14 protein-coding genes are annotated in these 15,942 nt (G+C 52.8%); 6 read left to right on the top strand and 8 right to left on the bottom strand.

Features of this window, described 5'->3' with window-relative positions:
* Positions 1-9 precede the first annotated feature (9 nt).
* The 5 genes from H8E27_09120 to ispG all read left to right on the top strand — a co-directional run bounded on the left by H8E27_09120 (position 10) and on the right by ispG (position 6,614).
* A complete protein-coding gene (locus tag H8E27_09120) occupies positions 10-726 on the top strand; it encodes an isoprenyl transferase (GenBank protein MBC8325771.1) in 717 nt (238 codons plus the stop codon).
* 52 nt (positions 727-778) lie between these two features.
* Entirely contained in the window at positions 779-1,672 is an 894-nt protein-coding gene (locus tag H8E27_09115; protein ID MBC8325770.1) for a CDP-archaeol synthase, read from the top strand.
* On the top strand, positions 1,669-2,811 hold the full coding sequence (locus tag H8E27_09110; protein ID MBC8325769.1) for a 1-deoxy-D-xylulose-5-phosphate reductoisomerase: 1,143 nt from the start codon (positions 1,669-1,671) through the stop codon (positions 2,809-2,811). Before H8E27_09115 ends, H8E27_09110 begins: the two co-directional genes overlap by 4 nt.
* Before the next feature lie 68 nt (positions 2,812-2,879).
* Positions 2,880-4,859, top strand: coding sequence for a site-2 protease family protein (locus H8E27_09105; protein ID MBC8325768.1), 1,980 nt, complete (start codon positions 2,880-2,882; stop codon positions 4,857-4,859).
* The gene (gene ispG / locus H8E27_09100; protein MBC8325767.1) at positions 4,860-6,614 is read left to right on the top strand and encodes a (E)-4-hydroxy-3-methylbut-2-enyl-diphosphate synthase; all 1,755 of its coding nucleotides are present in this window, start codon (positions 4,860-4,862) and stop codon (positions 6,612-6,614) included.
* Positions 6,615-6,647: 33 nt separating this feature from the next.
* Here the strand turns inward: ispG and recO are convergent, their stop codons facing one another.
* From recO to H8E27_09075, 5 genes are read right to left on the bottom strand one after another with little or no spacing between them, the layout of a single operon-like run.
* A complete protein-coding gene (recO, locus tag H8E27_09095; protein MBC8325766.1) occupies positions 6,648-7,289 on the bottom strand; it encodes a DNA repair protein RecO in 642 nt (213 codons plus the stop codon).
* On the bottom strand, positions 7,282-7,734 hold the full coding sequence (gene ybeY, locus H8E27_09090; GenBank protein MBC8325765.1) for an rRNA maturation RNase YbeY: 453 nt from the start codon (positions 7,732-7,734) through the stop codon (positions 7,282-7,284). Before ybeY ends, recO begins: the two co-directional genes overlap by 8 nt.
* Positions 7,731-8,684 carry a PhoH family protein gene (locus H8E27_09085; protein ID MBC8325764.1) on the bottom strand — a complete coding sequence of 318 codons (954 nt, stop codon included), beginning with the start codon at positions 8,682-8,684 and terminating at the stop codon, positions 7,731-7,733. The genes ybeY and H8E27_09085 overlap by 4 nt, the downstream gene beginning before the upstream one ends.
* Before the next feature lies 1 nt (position 8,685).
* Positions 8,686-9,177, bottom strand: coding sequence for an HIT domain-containing protein (locus H8E27_09080; GenBank protein MBC8325763.1), 492 nt, complete (start codon positions 9,175-9,177; stop codon positions 8,686-8,688).
* Between the two features lie 45 nt (positions 9,178-9,222).
* Positions 9,223-12,795, bottom strand: a complete 3,573-nt coding sequence (locus tag H8E27_09075; GenBank protein MBC8325762.1) for a PAS domain-containing protein — start codon at positions 12,793-12,795, stop codon at positions 9,223-9,225.
* 160 nt (positions 12,796-12,955) lie between these two features.
* Here H8E27_09075 and H8E27_09070 point away from each other — a divergent pair, with 160 nt between their 5' ends.
* Positions 12,956-13,339, top strand: a complete 384-nt coding sequence (locus tag H8E27_09070; GenBank protein ID MBC8325761.1) for a DUF3568 family protein — start codon at positions 12,956-12,958, stop codon at positions 13,337-13,339.
* On the opposite strand, the gene H8E27_09065 is transcribed toward H8E27_09070, so the two are convergent.
* The 3 genes from H8E27_09065 to H8E27_09055 all read right to left on the bottom strand — a co-directional run bounded on the left by H8E27_09065 (position 13,336) and on the right by H8E27_09055 (position 15,912).
* Entirely contained in the window at positions 13,336-14,259 is a 924-nt protein-coding gene (locus H8E27_09065; protein MBC8325760.1) for an acetyl-CoA carboxylase carboxyltransferase subunit beta, read from the bottom strand. The genes H8E27_09070 and H8E27_09065 overlap by 4 nt on opposite strands.
* A gap of 62 nt (positions 14,260-14,321) precedes the next feature.
* On the bottom strand, positions 14,322-15,047 hold the full coding sequence (locus H8E27_09060; GenBank protein ID MBC8325759.1) for a ComF family protein: 726 nt from the start codon (positions 15,045-15,047) through the stop codon (positions 14,322-14,324).
* Positions 15,022-15,912 (bottom strand): CPBP family intramembrane metalloprotease, encoded by an 891-nt coding sequence (locus H8E27_09055; protein MBC8325758.1) that lies wholly within the window; start codon positions 15,910-15,912, stop codon positions 15,022-15,024. Before H8E27_09055 ends, H8E27_09060 begins: the two co-directional genes overlap by 26 nt.
* Positions 15,913-15,942 lie beyond the last annotated feature (30 nt).

Below are 15,942 nucleotides of genomic sequence, written 5' to 3'. Positions count from 1 at the left end.
ACGTCCAAGTTGAGCGCCGAGGCGCAGGAGCTTTTGCCCCTGCACGTGGCGGTCATCATGGACGGCAACGGGCGTTGGGCCCGCGAGCATGGGATGCCGCGCGTGGAAGGCCATCGCCGTGGCGCGGAATCTGCCCGGGCGATCATCAAAGCTGCCGCCGAAGCGGGCGTGCGCTATCTCACGCTCTACACTTTCTCGATGGAGAATTGGAATCGTCCGAAGACCGAGGTCGATGCAATTATGCGTTACCTAGCGCATTATTTAAAAAAGGAAGTGGGCGAGTTAAATCGCAACAACGTGCAGCTTGAGGTCATCGGCCAAATTCATCGCCTGCCCGAGGCTGTGCAGCTGCAGTTAAAAAAAACCCGTGCGGCGCTTGCCAAAAATTCCGGCCTCACGTTGGTGTTGGCGCTCAGTTACGGCTCGCGCGCGGAAATCGTCGACGCCACCCGCGCCATCGCAGGAAAAGCTCTTTCCGGTAAATTAGATCCTGCGGAAATTGATGAACAACTTGTTTCCAAACACCTCTACACCCATCACATTCCCGACCCCGATTTGCTCATTCGCACCAGTGGCGAAATGCGTTTGAGCAATTTTCTTTTATGGCAGGTTTCCTACGCCGAGATGGTTGTCACTCCCACTCTCTGGCCTGATTTCCGAAAGCCCCAATTCCACGCCGCTCTTGAAGAATACGCCAAGCGCCACCGGCGTTTTGGAAAACTGTAGTCGCAATAACGCGCTCGACATCACTTAGCTTCAATCCCTACCGTTCCTGCAAATGGCTGATGACGCGGAGGTAAAACTTTCAAAGGGTCAAACATTTGTGCGCCGCTTGTGCAGCAGTTTGGTTCTTTATGGCGTACTGATGGCAGGATTGTTTGCGCTGAATGAAAAAGTGAAGTTGGCGGCCTTCGGTGGAATCATGGCGTTGCTCGGGGCGGTTGCGTTGTTGGAGTATTTCCAAATGGCCCGCAAGCGGGAATTGGCACCCTTTGTCACACTGGGCACGGCAGCGGGAGTGGGGTTGATTGGATTGGTGTTTTGGGCGCTGGCGATTCGCGGGGATGCAGCGCTGGCGGGGGAAATGGAATTGGCGTTTTTGATTTGTTTGATTCCCGCGTTGGGGATTTGCCAACTTTGCGCTTCGGAGAATGAACGCGGGATGGCGGCGGTGGCTTCCACGCTCTTCGGTATTTTTTATGTGGCCATCCTGCTGAATGTGTTGCAAAAAATTCGCTATTTTCCAGACCTCGATGGTGCGTGGTGGTTGCTGTACTTCATCGTCGTCAGCAAAATGAGCGACACGGGCGCGTACTGCACGGGGTCGCTAATTGGTAAACACAAAATGATTCCGCGCGTAAGTCCGGGCAAAACTTGGGAGGGCTTTGTGGGCGGAATTATTTTTTCAGTCGCATCGAGCTGGGCGTTTTTGCATTTCGCGGGCGGGCATTTTGGTGACTTCACGCTGGCGCAAGCGCTGACGTTGGGGGCGTTGCTTGGCGTGGGATCGGTGGCGGGCGATCTCGTAGAATCGCTGATGAAACGCGAAGCGGGCCTCAAGGATTCCGGTGGGTTTTTCCCAGGTGTGGGCGGAGTGCTCGACTTGCTCGATAGCCTGCTGTTCAATGCCCCCTTGATGTATTTGTTTCTTAAGTACGGATTGGCCCAATGAAAAACGTCGTTCTATTAGGCAGCACCGGCTCCATTGGTACAAGTACCTGCAAAGTGGCCGAGGATTTGCCGGATGACATTCGCCTAGTGGGTCTTGCGGCCGGGCGCAATTCGAAGTTGCTGCGCGAACAGACGAAACAATTTTCACCCGCCGCAATTTCCATCAATTGTCCGGACGCCGCCAAGGAATTGGCCAATGAATATAACGGCAAACCGGAAGTGCATTTTGGTGACGAGGGTTTACTGAAACTGGCGACATTGCCGGAAGCGGACATCGTGCTCATCGCAATCGTCGGCACGGCGGGTTTGCAACCGGCGTTGGCGGCCATTCGTGCAGGGAAAGACATCGCAGTGGCGTCCAAGGAAATTCTCGTGATGGCCGGCGAAATCGTAATGGCCGAAGCCCGCAAGCACGGCGTGAACGTGCTGGCGGTGGACAGCGAGCACTCAGCAATTTTCCAATGCCTCGAAGGCAAGCCGTCGGAAAGTGTGCGGCAAATTTGGCTTACCGCTTCGGGGGGGCCATTTCGCGAAAAGCCCGCGGACGAGTTTGCCGGCATCACCGTGGAGCAAGCGCTCAAACATCCCTCGTGGGAAATGGGCCGCAAGATCACCATCGATTCTGCCACGCTTTTTAATAAAGGTTTGGAAATGATTGAGGCGCGGTGGCTCTTCGATATCGAAATGCCGCGTGTGCGTGTGGTGGTGCATCCGCAGAGCGTGATTCATTCAATGGTCGAATTTGTCGATGGCTCAATGCTTGCGCAGCTTTCCACGCCGGATATGTGTTTGCCCATTCAGTATGCGCTCACTCATCCGGCCCGCGCCGCCAGTGATCGTGTGCAAACGAGTCTTGCAGAAATTGGCCGTTTGGATTTTGAGGAGCCGGACACCGACCGTTTCCCATCCCTCAACCTCGCTCGGCGTGCCGGCGAAGTGGGAGGCACCTTGCCTGCCGTACTCAATGCCGCCAACGAGATCGCCGTGGACGCTTTTTGTGCCGGAGAAATTTCATTCCCCGAAATCACCAGCACCGTTACCCGCACGATGGATGCACACGATTGGGTGGCTAAACCCACGCTGAATGAAATTCTTGCCGCCGACCAATGGGCCCGCGAGGCCGCCCTCGCACCGGCGTGATTGCGGATTGCGTAAACTCCGTAAAGCTGCTAACTTCCCGCCCCTTGATTTCACTTTGAACTCAAACTATGGCTGAAATTTTAAACATCCTGTACGTCATTGGCGTGGTTTTCCTGCTCTTTGGAGCGGCAATTTTTGTGCACGAATTTGGCCATTTCTGGGTCGCCCTCAAGCGCGGCTTGGTGGTGGAAGAATTCGCCATCGGTTTTGGCCCCATCATTTGGAGCAAAGAACACGAAGGAATTCTTTACTCCATTCGTGCCATTCCCGCGGGCGGGTTTGTGAAGTTGCCGCAAATGCTCACAAGCGAAGCCATCGAGGGCACGGCAGATTCAGATGAAGGAAAAGGCAGGGGGGAGGGCGAAGGAGAGAGGAATCAAGAAGGGTCGCCGGAGGAGTTGCCGCCGGTTTCACCATTATCAAAAATTCTTGTGGCATTCGCCGGGCCATTGATGAATGTGGTGTTCGCTATCGTCATTGCGGTGTTGCTTTGGCAAATTGGGTTGCCCCGACAAGTGAGTGAGCCGGTGATTGGCTATGTCGCTTCGCATTCCGAGGAATATAAAATTGGCGTGCGCCCGGGGGATCGAATTGTTGCCATTAATGACAAGCCGGTCGAAGCGTGGCAGGATGTGGTTTACACTGTGCTCGACAGCGAGGGTTCCACAGTAAAATTAAAAATCGTACGGGGAGATAAAACGCACACGTTCGATGCGCCCGCCGGCACTTGGGATGGTGGCATCCGGCGGCTGCGGTTAGATAATCACGACGAAATGGTTGTCGGCAAATTGGGCGAAGCCAATCAGGGCGGTCTTTTTATCGGGAGCGGACTCAAATCGGATGACCGCATTCTCAAAGTGGACGATCAGCCGGTTTATAGTCAGTATCATTTTCTCGATCTTGCATTGGTGAATCCGGGCAGCCCAAAAACCATCACCGTTGAGCGTGACAAAAAAGAAGTGGTCGTGCCATTTGCAACGCCGCAACACCCGCGCGTTTCCGTGGGTGCGATCCCAGAGCTGGAACACGGCACATGGGATTTGTTGTTGAGCAAAATCGGCTGGGATCTTGAGCCACTGCAATCAACGCCGGCAATGGATGCAGATATGTGGCCGGGCGATATCATTCACAGAGCCAATGGGGAGTCGGTGAGCAGTGTGAGTCAGTTTATCGGAATCATTCGCGCTAGTGATGACAACGAAATCACGCTCGAAACCGAACGCACACAAAAAGTATTGAAGCGGGTCGAGCCCTCGGGAAATTATGTGGAGCTGGGTGAAGAGCACGGGTTGATCACCGGCGAAATAGTGCGAATTACCGCCACCAAAGCTCCCGAAGGATTGGCGATTGGGGTTGACTATTTCGCGCGTGTTGATGGCGATGAAATTCAATTCCACAAAACTTCCAGCGACGCCAACGAGGGAAACAATCCCGTGACGTTCACCACTGCGGGCACTGAGGTGCATGTGTTTGCTGATTCTGCAGCCAACGAAAAACAGACAGTAAAAATCACACCACGGGATGGCAGATTGGGCATCGGTTTAGCTCAGCCCATTGGTTTGGTGTTCAAACCGGAACCAATTCGATATGTGGAACAACGCCCAGGCCCAACACCGATGGCTCAAATTTCTGATGTGCTTAACAAGGTGGCGATCACGTTTAAGGCGCTCGGGCGCGGGCAAGAATCCGGCGTGGGCGCCAAGGACTTGAGCGGGCCGATTGGCATTTTTGGGATGCTATCCATTCAAGTGAACACCGATCTTCGCCTTGCATTGAGTTTTCTGGTGTTGCTGAATATCAACCTTGCGATTTTGAATTTGCTGCCTGTGCCGGTGCTTGATGGCGGACATATCCTATTGTCACTTGTGGAATGGGTGCGCAAAAAACCAGTGAGCGTGCGGGTGCAAGAATATTTCACCACGGTGTTTGCGGTTTTGTTGCTTGGCTTTTTTCTGTTTGTTACTTTCGCCGATGTAAAACGGGTGCCTTTGCTGCATGACATTTTTAATCGCGACACACAAATCAAGCAGACCGCGCCCGGTAAATAAATGGACTACTGCGCTTCACCCTACCGCCATGCGCGCCGGGAAACGCGGCCAGTGAACATTGGTGAGGTTGTGGTGGGCGGCGATGAACCCATCGTTCAACAATCGATGATCACTTGCAGCACGCTCGACACCGATGCGTGCGTGGAACAGTCGATGGCATTGGTTAAAGTGGGCTGCCAGATTGTTCGCATCACCGCGCAAACCAAAAAGTATGCGGCCAATTTGGAACCCATCGTCGCCGGCATTCGCGCGCGCGGATCAAATGTGCCGGTGGTGGCCGATATCCATTTCAAACCGGACGCCGCAATGGAAGCGGTGAAGTGGTGTGAGATGGTGCGGGTGAATCCCGGAAATTACGCGGACTCCAAAAAATTTGCCGCTCGCGAATACACGGATGAACAATACGCTGCCGAATTGGCGCGCATTGAAGAGCAGTTTGCACCGCTTGTGGAGGAATGCAAAACTCGCGGACGAGCCCTGAGGATTGGCACGAACCACGGCTCGCTGAGTGATCGTATTATGAATCGGTTCGGCGATACGCCGTTGGGGATGGTGGAGAGCGCGCTGGAGTTTGCCCGGATTGCCCGCTCGCGGGATTTTCATAATTTTAAATTCTCGATGAAATCAAGCAACCCAAAGGTGATGGTCGAATGTTATCGATTGCTGGCCGCACGCTTGGCGGAATTAGGGCCTGATTGGAATTATCCGCTGCACCTTGGCGTCACCGAAGCGGGTGAGGGGGAAGATGGCCGGATCAAGAGCGCGATTGGAATTGGGTCGCTGCTGTGCGATGGATTGGGCGATACGATTCGGGTGTCGCTGACTGAAGATTCCCCGAATGAAATTGCAGTCTGCAAGGATCTCATTGAACAAATCCCTGAACTGAGTTCTGTCGATACGGAGGTGCCCAAGGTGCCATTGGCCTTTGACCCGTTTAATTATCAACGGCGCGAAACGCCGGAAATTGAATTGGCTGAGGGCGTGAAATGTGGTGGCGGGCAAACTGTTCGTGTGGTTCTTCCCGAAGTCGCGTGGGAGAAGCTTGCCCCGCGCATTAAGCCTGGCGCGGATGTGCGGCCGGAGGCAGTTTATGAAGAATTGAATGTGATGGAAGTGGACCCGCGTGGGGAATTCACAGTGAATTGCGATACACAGTTGATCACCGTGGCTGATGGTGTTCGGTTGCCGGTCATCACCGCGTTTCGTTTGTTGGCGGGACAGTTGAAATTGAAGGGGATTCGTAATCCAATTTTGTTGAAGGACTGCTTGGGTTGTGGAGAAACTGTGCTGGAATCAAACATCGCGATGCTGCGTGCTTCGGTGGTGATTGGGTCGTTATTGTGTGATGGCATTGGGGATGCAATCTTGGTGCGTGGTGAACGTGGTGCGGGGCGGGCGCTTCAATTGGCGTTTAATATTTTACAGGCGGCGGGTTGCCGATCGTTTAAGACGGATTATGTGGCGTGTCCGAGTTGCGGTCGGACGTTGTTTGATTTACAGGAAGTGACTGCGCGCATCAAAGCGCGAACGGAGCACCTCAAAGGGGTAAAGATTGCAATCATGGGTTGCATCGTGAATGGCCCCGGCGAAATGGCGGATGCGGATTTTGGCTATGTGGGCGGCGCGCCGGGGAAGATTAATTTATATGTTGGTCGCGATCCGGTGCGTTTCAACATTCCCGAAGCCGAGGCCGTGGAAAGTTTAGTGGAGCTTATTCGTGAACACGATAAATGGGTGGATGCAGCGATCGTATAGCGCGGACTATTTAAATCTGTTCTGCTGAGTTTCTTAAATTCCCAAGGCGGTGTCGCGGCCTTTTGGTGTTTTCCCGAGGTTGTGTTGGATGAAGTTGCCGAGAAACTGGCGAGCGGCTTCGGCTTGCGGTCGGGTGGGTTTCAACTGGGTGATGGCTTTCCAATTCAGAATTGCAAGGTGGTTAAGAAGGTCGCGCGTACCGTCATTAAGGCGGGCTTCATCAAGAGAAGGGGCAAGGCCCAGTTCGTTGAGCAGTTTAATTTCCAATGCGTAGACGAGAGCGGGGCGTGTGGGATGGGTGTCAAGGTGGTTGAGTAGTGTGGAGAAAATAGCGTGGATTCCGGGCAAAGAGTTTTCCGGTTCGGTGGCACTTTCAACGAACCGAGTGGCGTAGGCAAGGAGTTGAAGCCGCGGAATGTCATTGCGCAGGTCGGCATGGGTGGTTTGAATGTTTACTTCTCGTAAAATGTGGAGGTCGGATTTTCGGCTCCGACGAAATGCAAATCCGCCTTCAAATAGTAAATCCAGTTTTCCGCGGAAAGTGCTTTTAGCGCGACGCGCCCCCTTGGCTACAGTGCCAAGGCGACCGTGCTCGGGGGTGAGCCAATGGACAATGAGGCTTGTCTCGGTCAGGGGCCGGACGCGCAGGATAATGCCGTGCCCGTTTTCATCCATGGGCAAGGGAATCGATCGGAAAACGTCGCGCAAGTTTTTGAAGAAGGCGGTTTTCTTCGCCCTTCATTTTACGCCGGACGGAGGGTGTTTGGTCGTCGAAACCTTGGAGGTGCAGCACGCCGTGGATGATGTAGCGTGCGAATTCACGGCCAAGGCTGGCGCGGTATTTTTTAGCTTGCTCGCTGGCCACGGCGGGGCAAATTACCAATTCGCCGTGGAGCAGGGTGGGGGTGCAATAATCAAACGTGATGATGTCTGTGGGGCCTTCGTGTTGGAGGTAAGTTTTGTTGATCTGCGCCATTCGGGTTTCGTTCACAAATAGGATGGATAAATCGTAAGCATCAAGTTCCAGCAATTCATCCATCAATATTCCGGTTGCGTTGCGGGCTTCGCGGGTGGCCACGGGGTAGCGTCTTTGCTGGTTGCCGACGCTGAGCTGTTTCATTTGCTGCGGCGGGTTTCGTAGGCTTCAATGATTTGTTGCACGAGCGGATGTCGCACCACATCTTTTCTGCTGAATTCGATTATGGAAATGTCTGTGTTCTTTTCAAGCGTGAGTCGCGCTTCAACCAAGCCGGATTGTTTTGAGGAGGGCAGGTCGATCTGAGTTGGGTCGCCGGTGACGACTGCTTTTGAATGGTAACCCAGTCGCGTGAGGAACATAAACATCTGTTCGTTGGTGGTGTTCTGCGCTTCATCGAGGATCACAAACGCGTTGTTGAGTGTTCGCCCGCGCATATATGCGAGCGGTGCAATCTCGATGGTTTCGCGTTCCATGTGTTTCTGCACGTCCTCTACGGGCATCATGTCGGTGAGTGCATCGTGCAGGGGCCGCAAATAGGGGCTGAGTTTTTCGCGCAAATCGCCGGGCAGAAACCCCAGCGCTTCACCGGCTTCCACGGCGGGGCGGGTGAGAATAATGCGCGAGATTTCGCCGCGGTACAGCGCGCTGACGGCCATCGCCATGGCGAGATAGGTTTTGCCCGTGCCAGCGGGGCCGATGCCGAAGGTGACATCGTGGGCGGTAATGGCATCGAGGTAAGTTTTTTGGCCGATGGTTTTGGGGATGACCTGCGGCTTGCGTGGAGAGGTGGTGATACGATGGGTGTTGAGGCTTTTGAGGGCGTCGGCGCCATTTTCTTTTACGGTTTGGATCGCTTTAAGTATTTCGCGTTGGCGGGGGTGTTGGCCGGAATTCAATTGTTCACGGAGGGAATCAAAAACAATTTTGGCACGGGCGATCGCACTTTCCTCACCTTCAAGTTTAATCCAGCCGTCGCGTGCAGTGGCGTTTACTTGGAGTTGTTCCTTCAGGAGGTTGAGATTGTGTGGGTCGTTATCGAATAATTGCTGGGCTTGCCGGGCACTGTCGAAGGTGAGTGTCGTTTCCGCCATATTAATTCTGTGCAAGTGCAGCGCGGAGTTTGGCAGCAGTCTCGGTGATTGCTTCGGGGATGACGGTGGTTTGACCGAGAGCAGGCATGAAGTTGGTGTCTCCATTCCAGCGGGGTAGCACGTGTAAATGCAAATGTTCCTGAATGCCGGCCCCGGCGGCTTGGCCAAGGTTGAGGCCGATATTAAATCCGCCAGGATCCATAGTTTCTCGCAGCGCGGCTTGGCATCGGCGACAAAGCTGCATTAGTTCGAGTAGTTCTTCGTTATTGAGATCGGCCAAATCGGGTACTTCGCGATAGGGGACGATCATGAGGTGGCCGGCGTTGTACGGAAAATTATTCATCACGGCGAAGCAGGATTTGCCGCGGGCAATCACGTGGTTGGCTTGGTCATCAGTGGATTGTGCAATGGTTGTAAAAATGGAACCTTTGCCTTCTGCACGCTTGGGGCCGAGAATGTATTCGATGCGCCAGGGTGCGTGCAGTGCTTCCATTGGGGTAAATCTAAAGGGGACGTGGTGGGTTGTCAAAGTCAACGATTAATGCCCAAGCAAGGCATTGAGTTTTACCCGCGTTCGATCGAATGTGCCTTGTATTTCTCCGATCAAGTCGCCCGTGGCCTCGAGATTGCCAAGGTTAGCCGAAGCTTCAAGGCGCGAAAATGCATCGGCTAGCTGGCGTGCGCCAAGGTTGGCGCTACTGCCTTTGAGCTGATGGGCGATGCGCGCCACGGTGTCCGGATCTTGCTGTGTTTTGAGTGATCCGATCTGTCCATCTGTTTCAGTAAGATACATAGAAACCAATTCGCTGAGCATATCGTCATTGTCATTTGCGCGGAACTGATCAAGTTGGGAATCGTCAAGCAAAACGGTGCTCGGGTTTTCTGAATCAGTTTCAGATTCCAATCCGAGTGGTTTATTCAATGCACATTCAAGTTCCTTCAGTTGTACGGGTTTTGAAATGAAATCATCCATTCCGGCCTCAAAACATGCGCTTCGGTCATCCTCTTGGGTGTTGGCGGTCATCGCGATGATGTATATATTTTGTTGCCTGGGGTTTGTCTGCTCGCGTTGGCGAATCGTTCGGGTGGCTTCCAGACCATCGATATTGGGCATTTGGCAGTCCATTAATATCATGTCAAATCCGCTGATATCTGTATCCAGTACACTCTGACCATCATTGCATAACTCAACTCTATGGCCTAATTGATTGAGTTGCAGTGTGGCTACCCGTTGATTGATGGGATTGTCTTCTGCGACCAGAATGCGTAGAGAACGATGATTTGCTGCATTATTTGATTTAACCGATTTTGGGGCAGGCAACACTCCCGTCATTACATTAAGCAAAACTTGACGCAGGCGGCTGCGGCGCAATGGTTTGGATAACGTGCCGGCCACGCCAAGTGTGCGTAGCAGCCCGGGATCCACCTTGTGTCGGCGTGAGGTGAGGAGAATGGTTTTGGCCTCGCGATGTGTCTCGTGGGATTGGATTTCCTGGATCAGGTTCAGACTGTCTTCGTCATCAAGGGCGAGATCCACCAAAATAAGATCAAACCGTGTGTGGTCATTGAGTCGTTGGCGTGCGCCTTCGCCGGTGGCGGCGGTGGTGAGGTTCATGTGCCAATCGTTGGCGTATTGGGCGAGGGCTTCGCGTGCAAAATCATTCGGGACAACGACCAAGAGTTTGCGGCCTTCGAGCTCGTTATCTGGAATCTGCGGCTCATTCGCCGTATGTTCTAGGTGCACTGTGAAATGAAATATTGATCCTTCGCCCGGCACGCTTTTAAGCCACATACGGCCACCCATCATTTCGGTGAGTTGCCGCGAAATGGAAAGGCCGAGCCCGGTACCACCATAACGGCGGTTACTCGATCCATCAGCTTGCCGGAAGGCTTCGAATATTTTTTCCTGTTCGTCGGGGCTGATCCCGAGGCCAGTATCGCGAACCGAAAAATGCAGCTCAACGCCCGCATCAGTTTCCTGCTGACGGTTTACTGAGACCTGCACTTCTCCTTGCTCGGTAAATTTTACGGCATTACTGACAAGGTTGAGCAACACCTGCCGAAGCCGACCTGCATCGCCACGGTAACGCCCTTCACATTCCGGGGAGACATTGGCATTGAGTTCGATTTGGTTGGTTTCAGCTCGGAGGGCGTGAAGTTCGACCGCTTCCTCCATTACGGTTCGAAGTGAAAACTCTGCTTTTTCTAACTCGAGGTGCCCGGCTTCAATTTTCGAGAGGTCCAGAATGTCATTGAGAATATCGAGCAGCGCATCGGCGCTGGTGCGGACGGTTTGGGCATATTCACGTTGATCATCTGATAGTTCTGAGGAAAGCAGGAGGTCGATCATGCCGATGATCCCGTTCATTGGCGTCCGGATTTCGTGGCTCATCACAGCAAGAAATTGCGCTTTCACTTGTGCCGCTTCCAAAGCAAGGTCCCGTGCGCGCGCACTTTCTTCTTCAGCTAATTTTAAAGCAGTGATGTCACGCGAAATGCCAATGATCCCCGTGACTAATCCAGAGCGGTTTCGAAACGGGACTTTGGTGACTGAAGCCCAAACGGTTCGGTCTTCTTCACTTGTTTGTTGCTCTACTTTGTTGATGATCGATTTGCCGGTGAGAATCACGCGTTGTTCGTCTTCATGGAATTCCCGCGCTTGTTCTTCCGGGTGGAAATCGTAATCCGTTTTGCCGACGATTTCCTCGGATGAATTCAAACTCAATCGTCGGGCGAGCGCGGCACTGCCACGGATGAACCGCGACTCGGTATCCTTAATGTAAATTCGATCCGGAACATTTTCTAGCAACGCATTTAACAAGTCGCGTTCGTAAGCCAATTGTTCCTCCATGAGGTGGCGTTCGGTGACATCCCAAAACATGCACTGCAAGCCGGTGATTTCCCCGGCCTCATTATGGAGCGGGGTTTTGATCGCTTCGACGTGCAGTTCGGTGCCATCGGGTTGAGTGTGGATTTCAGTGGTGGCATAGGTTTCGTCATTCTCCATCACCCGGATATCATCGCGGCGATACTTGTCCGCTTGTTCTTTTGGGAACAAATCGTGATCGGTTTTACCAATAATCTCATCAAATGTCCGGTTGTTCAGTTTGCAAAACCGTTGGTTGGCAAAAGTAAACCGTCCGTCAGTGTCTTTGCGCAAAATATTTTGCGGAATTATTTCGACCAGTGAATGGTACAGCAATTCTGAGGCGTGTAATGCTTGCTCAGCTTTCTTTTGTTCAGTGATATCAACCACTGTTCCCTCAAAATAAAGCAACTCGTTTGCATTATTGCGCACCGCGTGGACATTTTCGGAAATCCAAATCAACTCACCGTCCTGGCGACGTACCGGTGATTGGAAATCATGAATGACATCCTGAACGTTCATGCGCTTTACAAATTCATTGCGTCGGTCCGGTTCAAGATAAAGTTGGCTTGAAATATCGTTCAAATTAGCCATCAGATCTTCCGGCGAATCAAATCCATAGATTTTTGCCAACATTGGATTCGCTGAAATAAACTGGCCTTCTTCGGTGGTCTGGAAAATGCCTTCCTGGACATTTTCAAATATACTGCGGTATTTTTCTTCGGCTAACTCCACGCCCAGTTCCTGAATGAGCAACTCGGCATTTTCAGATTCCAAGGTGGCCATGCGGTATTGCAGGCTCAGGTGTGAGCCGCATTGATTGGCAAGAAGTTGCAGTTGATTGATTTGCGAATCGGAAAGTTGATGCAAATCCGGGCTGGCCACTGCAAGGGTCCCCACAATGAGGTTGTTTATTTGAATGGGGAACCCTGCGTAAAATCCATATTCACCAACGGTGGCATCGCTGATGACCGTGGGTTCAACATTCATAATGGCCAGTGCGCAATGAGAACCCGCACGCGGAATGGTGTCCGGCTCACAGCCCGAACAGGCAATGCGGTTGGTGGAATCCTTCTCAACCATGGCGATCCAAGCTTGAGGTGTGCCTGCGATGTGGGTGGCAAGTTCCGTTGCATTCGTCAACACATCTCCCGAAAGATTGGTTTGTGTGAACTCCAGTCCGCGCAACAGTTTAAGTCGCGCGGCCTCATTTTCGGGTACGGGAAATGGTGTTGAGTCAGCCACTGGTGTGCATTTATTTTTACATCGCCAAAAGCTCAGCGCAAGCGTTGACTTTGACGGCTGGGTGGATCGGCCGTGTTAATAACTCACTCGCGCTCTCTCTTGACGGCAGGTCAATCTGATTCTACTTTCGCAGCGATGCCTTCGGCATCAAGGAGGCTTTATGAAAATCAAACAATTATTAATTAGCTGTGTCGCCGGGGTCATCATTGCGAGTCAAACCGCTTGCCTGGTTGTGGCCGCCGTTGGGGTTGGTGCGGGTTTAGTGAAATTTGTCGGTGGTGATCTTGAAGTAGATTCATCCAAATCCTTTGATGAAGTGTTTGCTGCGGTGGAGCAAACATGCAAGGAACTCAAGTTTGAAGTTCAGAAGAATGACAAGAAAGCGTTTTCAGGCATGATCACCGCGCAGAGTGATTTCGGGAACGTCACATTTAAAGTGAAAAGCAAATCTACTGACCTCACTCAACTATCAATTCGGGTGGGCGTATTTGGTGATCGCGAAGCATCGGATTTAATTTATGCTAAACTGAAGCCTAAGCTTTAGTTGAGTTCGCCGCAGAGGTAATCCAAGTACTCGCTCAACCGTGCTTTCAATTCTGTGCGAGGGACGATTGCGTCGATCAACCCGCGTTCCATCAAAAACTCGGCCGTTTGAAATCCTTCGGGCAGTTCGCTTTGTGTGGTGTCTTTAATCACGCGGGGCCCGGCAAATCCAATCATCGCTTTGGGTTCAGAAATGATCAAATCACCAAGGCTGGCGTAGCTCGCCATCACCCCCGCCGTGGTAGGATGGGTGAGTACGCTGATGTACGGAAGTTTTTGGCGGCCGTGATACGCAATGGCAGCGCTGGTTTTGGCCAGCTGCATGAGGCTGAACATCCCTTCGTACATCCGCGCGCCGCCGCTGCTGGAAATAATAATCGCGGGTAATCGTCGTTCCGTGGCGGCTTCTACGATGCGGGTGATTTTTTCGCCAACCACCGACCCCATTGAGCCACCTAAGAAATTAAAGTCCATTACTGCCAATCCCGCATCGTGATTTCCGATGCGCCCGATGCCGGTGATGACCGCGTCTTTCAGGCCGGTTTTCTCGCGGTGCTTCACGAGCTTGTCCGCGTAAGCGGCAGTGCCGGTGAATTCAAGCGTGTCTACGCTAATCATATCCGCATCAAATTCTTCGAACGAATCCGGTTCCGTGAGTGACGCGATTCGCGCGTGGGCGGTTGTGGGGAAGTGGTGATCGCAATTCGGGCACACCTTCAAATTTTCTTCCAGTTCCTTGTCGAAAATCAATTCCTCACATTCGGGACATTTGGTCCACAGTCCTTGCGGGATTTCACGTTTGCGAATGGTGCCGGTGATTACAGGTTTTTTCTCGAAGTCCGGTTCCTGTTCCGCGGGGGGCGGTGTGACCGCCGGTTCAACGGTTTCTAGTCCGAGAGTTTTTTTAGGTTTTTCAGCCATAATACGGCAATGCAGCCGTTGGGGATTATGTCGGGCAAACATGCCTCTTCCTCAAGCCAAAACTAATCGGGCATGCCGCGCGCAAGTGTCAACACATCCACTCTTGCGGCTCCAGCCCCTCGGAGTGCCGCCGCACAGGCGCTGGCTGTGGATCCGGTGGTCATCACATCATCGATCAATAATAAGCGCGAAAATGGCATTCGGCCTGGAGCTTCAAACGCATTGTGCATATTGGCTAGGCGTTCCTTGCGGGTTAGATTCGTTTGAGTTTTGGTGTATTTCACGCGCCGCAAAAACTTTGTTTCCATGGGCAATCCCAAATATTTTGCGACTCCGGCTGCTAATCGCTCGGCTTGATTGAAGCCGCGCTCCCGTTCTTTTACCGGGTGCAATGGAACTGGAACAATACATTGCGGCTGGTCAGGAAATAACGAGCCGCAGCTATGCAGCCACAGAATCATCAACGGTTCAAAGAATTCGTGTTGGTTGTATTTGTAGCGATGAATAACTTCGCGCACCAATCCGCGGGCAGCCATAATTGAACGCGCACAGGCAAATTGCCATTTTGCCTCGTAGCAATTTTTGCAGGTGACCGCCTCACCCACGGCTCCCCCAAACGGGAGTCCGCATTGTTCGCACCAAGGAGGTTTAGTCCGGGAAATCTGAGAGCGGCAATTTCGGCAGGTGAATCCATTTGCTGCATCAGCTTGTGATATGCCGCACACTTGGCAAACCTCCGGGAAGGCAAGCCCCTTCAAAACCTCATTCAGGTGGAGGGCGCTCTTCATTGCTTTGTATTATGTACCAAAGCATCAATGCCAGCAAGGGTGTCGCAGCCCAGCCGTCACTGATTTGGCCGTTGCCCCAAAAGGTTGATGCGGTTTCAGCGGTCGATTTTGTGAGAAACCCATTGGTCTTCAGGCAAAAAATCCAGCCGGCGTGTACGCCGATGGAGCAAAAAAGATTTCCCGTGTGTTGCCAAAGCGCACAAAGGATAATTCCCGCCAACGTTAGGTTGATGAATTTTGCGGCCCAATACGGGTCGTCCTCAAAATCGTGAACCATCGCCGGCAGTGCCGAGAAACCGGAGGCCCAAGTGATGGATTCCAGTTCAGGTTTTTGATCCAGAAAATGCATCGCTGCAAAAAAGAGGGAGCCGATCACCGCCGCCCAACGCCACGGCAAATCACGCCGCAACAAACCAAAGAGCACGCCGCGAAAAAGGGTTTCTTCCATCACTGCCACTAAAACTCCAGCTAGCAAAGCGTTTGCGAAATGCCGGGTCCATTCGGCGAGTCCGGGTGTGGGAAGCCATTCCCGCGCGCCAGTGAGGAGGGGCAGGGCAGCCGCGGCCGTCAGCGAAGCGAGCCCGAGTAGAAGGCCGTTGCGCAGCCCCGGCCAATGTTTGCGGGGATGTGCCCAGCCGATTTCCAATGCAGATTGAATGCCGGAATACCGGCACAACAATCCCAGCCCCAGCAAGGCCAAGCCTAACAGGCAGCGGTTGAAATAGCGGTGGAAATCATCGTGGTCGTTCAGGAATTGCAGGAAAGCCCAATCAGAAAAAACCGCCTTCCACGCTAGGGGCGAGAGGAGTGCCGCGCCCAAAAACACGCAGATTAAATAAATTAGGATGGCAACCGTATGTCGCAAGTGCCGCAGTACAGCGTCTAATCCCCGCTG

This window comes from Limisphaerales bacterium (assembly GCA_014382585.1).
Lineage (GTDB): Bacteria > Verrucomicrobiota > Verrucomicrobiia > Limisphaerales > UBA1100 > JACNJL01.
The sequence above is the reverse complement of the archived record's forward strand: the minus strand, read 5'-3'. Positions and strand labels throughout refer to the sequence as shown.